The 4,203-nt window shown below is 66.0% G+C and carries 6 protein-coding genes; 3 read left to right on the top strand and 3 right to left on the bottom strand.

Annotated elements, in window-relative coordinates; all coding sequences use genetic code 11:
• Together cbiE and QOC76_RS01980 are read right to left on the bottom strand one after the other, a co-directional pair.
• Positions 1–642 (bottom strand): precorrin-6y C5,15-methyltransferase (decarboxylating) subunit CbiE (gene cbiE, locus QOC76_RS01985; RefSeq protein WP_526353616.1); only part of this gene is annotated, 642 nt, incomplete at its 3' end.
• Complete coding sequence (locus tag QOC76_RS01980) at positions 639–1,388, bottom strand: SDR family NAD(P)-dependent oxidoreductase (RefSeq protein WP_526353614.1); 750 nt, start codon at positions 1,386–1,388, stop codon at positions 639–641. The genes QOC76_RS01980 and cbiE, both read right to left, overlap by 4 nt.
• Positions 1,389–1,423: 35 nt before the next feature.
• On the opposite strand from QOC76_RS01980, the gene QOC76_RS01975 reads away from it, so the two are divergent.
• Genes QOC76_RS01975 through QOC76_RS01965 form a run of 3 tightly spaced genes read left to right on the top strand, consistent with a single transcriptional unit; the run spans position 1,424 to position 3,303 of the window.
• Positions 1,424–1,837, top strand: a complete 414-nt coding sequence (locus tag QOC76_RS01975; RefSeq protein WP_526353612.1) for a F420-dependent biliverdin reductase — start codon at positions 1,424–1,426, stop codon at positions 1,835–1,837.
• Positions 1,838–1,892: 55 nt separating this feature from the next.
• Entirely contained in the window at positions 1,893–2,321 is a 429-nt protein-coding gene (locus tag QOC76_RS01970; protein ID WP_526353610.1) for a hypothetical protein, read from the top strand.
• Positions 2,260–3,303 carry an HNH endonuclease signature motif containing protein gene (locus tag QOC76_RS01965; protein ID WP_526353620.1) on the top strand — a complete coding sequence of 348 codons (1,044 nt, stop codon included), beginning with the start codon at positions 2,260–2,262 and terminating at the stop codon, positions 3,301–3,303. Before QOC76_RS01970 ends, QOC76_RS01965 begins: the two co-directional genes overlap by 62 nt.
• 6 nt (positions 3,304–3,309) lie before the next feature.
• On the opposite strand, the gene QOC76_RS01960 is transcribed toward QOC76_RS01965, so the two are convergent.
• Positions 3,310–4,194 carry a DUF732 domain-containing protein gene (locus QOC76_RS01960; protein WP_526353618.1) on the bottom strand — a complete coding sequence of 295 codons (885 nt, stop codon included), beginning with the start codon at positions 4,192–4,194 and terminating at the stop codon, positions 3,310–3,312.
• Positions 4,195–4,203: the final 9 nt, after the last annotated feature.

Here is a 4,203-nt window from a genome sequence, read left to right as displayed (position 1 = left end):
CAGGACCGCGAACAGGCGATCGTCGGGCAGGTATCGCACGGCGATGACGTTGAGGTCGTCGACGTCTGCGGGGGGCCGCGCCGCCCACTCCCGCGCCGTCGCCGACCGCCGCCGCTCGGCGGGTCCGCCCAGTTGCTCGAGAACTGTGATCTCCGAATCGCCTCGGCCGGTTTCGGTGAGCAGTCGCGCCAGTTCGGCTGGTGTCGCCCCATCGCGGGACATCACGACGGCCTGCCCGCCACGGCGCACCGCGGTATGGGATTCGGCGGTGACGAGGCTGATGATCTCGGTGTCCTGCACCACCCATCCGACCCGTGAACACGCCAGCGTCACCGAGGACACATGCGGAAGCACCGCAACCTTGTCGGGCCCATACATCCGGATCAGGGTGCCGCCGACACCGTGCAGCAGCGGGTCGCCGCTGGCCACCACGTGCACGTCACCGTCGATGCCGTCGAGCAGCGTACGAAGGCCGGGCAGCATCGGTGACGGCCACGGCCGCCTGACCGCCTCGACAGTGTCGTCGAGCAGATCGAGTTGCCGCTGGGACCCGAAGATGACTGCGGCGCGGCGCAATTCGTCCCGGGAGGTTGCGGCCAAACCGGCCATCCCGTCGGCGCCGATACCGATGACGACGATCACCGCGGCAACCTCCGCCAGACCCGCTGCGGCAAGAGCCGCATCCCGACGAAGAACGGCCGCAGCATCCACGGAATCCAGACGGTGCTGCGACCTTTCGCCAGCGCCCTTGCGGTCGCGGCGGCAACCTGCGGAGGCGTGCTCGACATGGGCGCCGGTTTCATGCCCTCGGTCATCCGCCCGATCACGAACCCGGGCCGCACGAGCAGCAGCCGCACCCCTGAACCGTGCAGTGCGTCGGCAAGGCCGCTGCAGAAACCGTCCAGTCCGGCCTTCGCGGAGCCGTAGACATAGTTGGCGCGCCGCACCCGCACGCCGGCCACCGAGGAGAACACGACGATGGCGCCCGACCCCGCAGTCCTCATGGTGTCGGACAGTACGGTCAACAGGCTCGCCTGGGCGACGAAGTCGGTGTGCAGCACCGCCGCGGCGTGTGCCGGGTCCTTCTCAGCACGGGTTTGGTCGCCGAGTATCCCGAACGCCAGCACCGCGGTGCCGATCGCTCCGTAGTCGGCCACGATCGAGGTGACCAGTGGTCCGTGCGAGGCGAGATCGTCTGCGTCGAACTCACGGACGTCGACCTTGGCCGCTCCGGCCGCCTCGATGGCGGCGACCTGCTCGGACAGCCGGTCGGGATTGCGGGCGGCCAACACCACGGTTGCGTCCGGTGCCAGCAGCTGCGCGAGTTCGACGCCGATCTCGCTTCGGCCGCCGAAAATGACCACTGGTCCGCGGCTCGTGTCATCCACGGCTGCGATTATCTCCTGCGCTAGTTTGGAGGCCGATGGCAAATGCAACGACCCGGCTCACCAACGACGCGCTGGCGTTCCTCACCGAGCGTCATCTCGCGATGTTGACCACCTTGCGATCGGACAATTCGCCGCACGTCGTCGCGGTCGGGTTCACCTTCGATCCGAAGACTCACATCGCCAGGGTCATCACCAGTGGGGGCTCGCAAAAGGCGGTCAACGCCGAGCACCGCGGCGTCGCCGTCCTCAGTCAGGTCGACGGCGCCCGATGGTTGTCGCTGGAGGGCCGCGCCACGGTCAACACCGACGCCGAGGCGGTCCGGGACGCCGAACTGCGCTATGCGCAGCGCTACCGCACCCCGCGGGTCAATCCGCGGCGGGTTGTGATCGAAGTCCGGATCGAGCGGGTCCTCGGCTCGTCCGAACTGCTCGACCGCACCGGCGACTGACATTCTGTCTTAAATCCCTACCGTCGATGTCATGCTTCGAACTATTGTTCGAAGCATGAGTTCCGAGCAGGTCGTAAAGCGCATCGCCGCGGTGGGCGAAGCGTTCGATGACCTGTTGTCGGAACCGCTCAACGGGTTGAGCCCTTCGGAGCTGGCGGCGGCGGCCGCGGCCTGGGTAACGCTGGTCCGGCGCTTACCGGTTCTCGATCACCGGATCGTGGCCGCCCTGAACCGGGTCCCTCCCGCGGAGTTGGGCGAGAAGACTGTGAAACGGGCACTGTGCACGTTATTGCGGATCTCGGGTAAAGAGGCCAAACGGCTGATCAGTGAAGCCGCGAATTTTGCTCCGCGGGCCACTTTGACCGGTGAGCCGATGCCCCCGCTGATGAGCGCCGACAGCCGAGGCTCAGGCTCGCGGCGCTATCAGCGCCGAACATGTCAAGATCATCGCCGCGTTCGTCAAAGATCTGCCGAGTTGGGTTGATATCGACACCCGTGAGCACGCCGAGGTTGATCTGGCCGAGGTCGCCGCACACCATGACCCCGACGGGTTACAGAAGGCTGCCGACCGGCTGGCCTACCTGATCGATCAGGACGGACCTGAACCCGTCGACGCCGAATTGAACTGCAAAGGCACCGTCACAATCGGCAAGCAACGGCCCAACGGCTTGAGCCCAATCCATGGGGAAGTCGATCCTGAGGGCCGCGCGGTCTGGGAGGCCATCTTTGCCACCGAGGCCGCTCCCGGAGCGTGCAACCCCAACGACGAGAACCCTTGCGTCGACGGGAAACCCGACGAGCAGCACGTCACCTCTGACACGCGCACACCGGGCCAACGTCGCCATGACGCATTCAAGGCCGTGGGCAGGGGCATTCTCGCCTCCGGACGGTTGGGGCAGCACAAAGGCCTACCCGTCACCGTCATCGTCTCAACAACCCTCAAGGAATTGGAATCCGGCGCAGGACACGGCGTCACCGGCGGCGGATCCTTGCTGCCGATGCGCGACCTGATCCGCCTGGCTTCCCAGGCACATCACTACCTGACAGTGTTCGACGACCATACCGGCGTGCCATTGGCGCTGGCCCGTGCCAAGCGCCTCGCAACCCCCGGCCAACGCATCGTCCTGCACGCCCGCGACCGCGGTTGCACCCGGCCGGGCTGCACTGTTCCGGGCTACTGGTGTGAAGCCAACCACGACGACCCCTGGTCTACCGGCGGTCACACCGACGTCAGCACGATGTCGTTCACCTGCGGACCCGACAACCGGCTGCTGCACGAAACCGGCTGGACCGTCTGCAAGCGCAAAGACGATCGCACCGAATGGATCCCACCGCCACAACTCGACACCGGCCAAGCGCGTATCAACTTCTATCACCACCCTGAGCGCTACCCCGTTCCCGACGAACACGCCACTGAAAGCGGCGGGGACGACGACGAGCTCCCGCGGGCGGGCAGCCATCCGTAGCCCCCACTATTCGCCGAGGTGAATCTCGACGCCGCCTCGCCGCAGCTGTTCGAAGTTGTAGCTGAATTCCCCGCGATGACCGACGGAGACCACATAACGGTCCTGGCCGTCGGTGACCGGGAAGCTGAAGGCAAACCTGCAATTGACGTCGTCGCCGTGACCCTCGCCGAGTGACGTGGAGGCGATGATCTCGCCTTTGCCGTTCTTCACCATGACCTGGGTGCCGCTGCCGATATCGGAATAGCCGTGTTCTCCGCGGCATTTGCCTTCGTCGGACGCGATCGAGCTGACGTAGGCCTTCGATGAGTCGATCAACACGAAAGTCCCCTGCGCGGTTGCTGTTTCGAGGATACGGAAACCCTCCGAGAATCTCGGGCAGAAGGCGTCGACGGCGATCTTGTCGGCGGCCACCCCCTGCTGCGGACCGCCGTCCTCGAGTTGCTTGCACACCTGCCTGCCATGGGCCAAGGCGTTCGCATCGGAGTTGAACTGGTCGGCGAATCCGGAGTCCTTCAGGGCCGACAGGAAATCGGCGTCGATCGACCCGGGGTTATGACGCGGCAATAACAGAACGGCCCAGATGACCGCCGCCGACATCACCAGCACAACGGTCACGGCAGCAGTGGTCAGCCACGTCGACCGAATGCTCGTCCTGCTCCTGGACAGCACCTCGAGATAGGCCGGGAGTAGCTTTCCGCCGTCGGGATCGGTCGTCTCGGCCTTCCCGCTACGCACTCGGCTGGTGGGACGGCCTGCGACGTAGTAGCGGCCTTCGTGGCGTGCGGTCGGGTCGGGTCGCCATCCGGTCATGGCGACACCCTCCTTGAGCGCGCCGCAGTTCGGGCAGACGTCGGTTCTTCCGACGTCGGAACCGCAGAACGGGCAGGACATCGCCGGGCC

The organism is Mycobacterium sp. (assembly GCF_032159565.1).
In the GTDB taxonomy this organism is placed as follows: Bacteria; Actinomycetota; Actinomycetes; order Mycobacteriales; family Mycobacteriaceae; genus Mycobacterium.
Note: the sequence above shows the minus strand (reverse complement) of the source record. Positions and strands in the feature narration are given on the sequence as shown.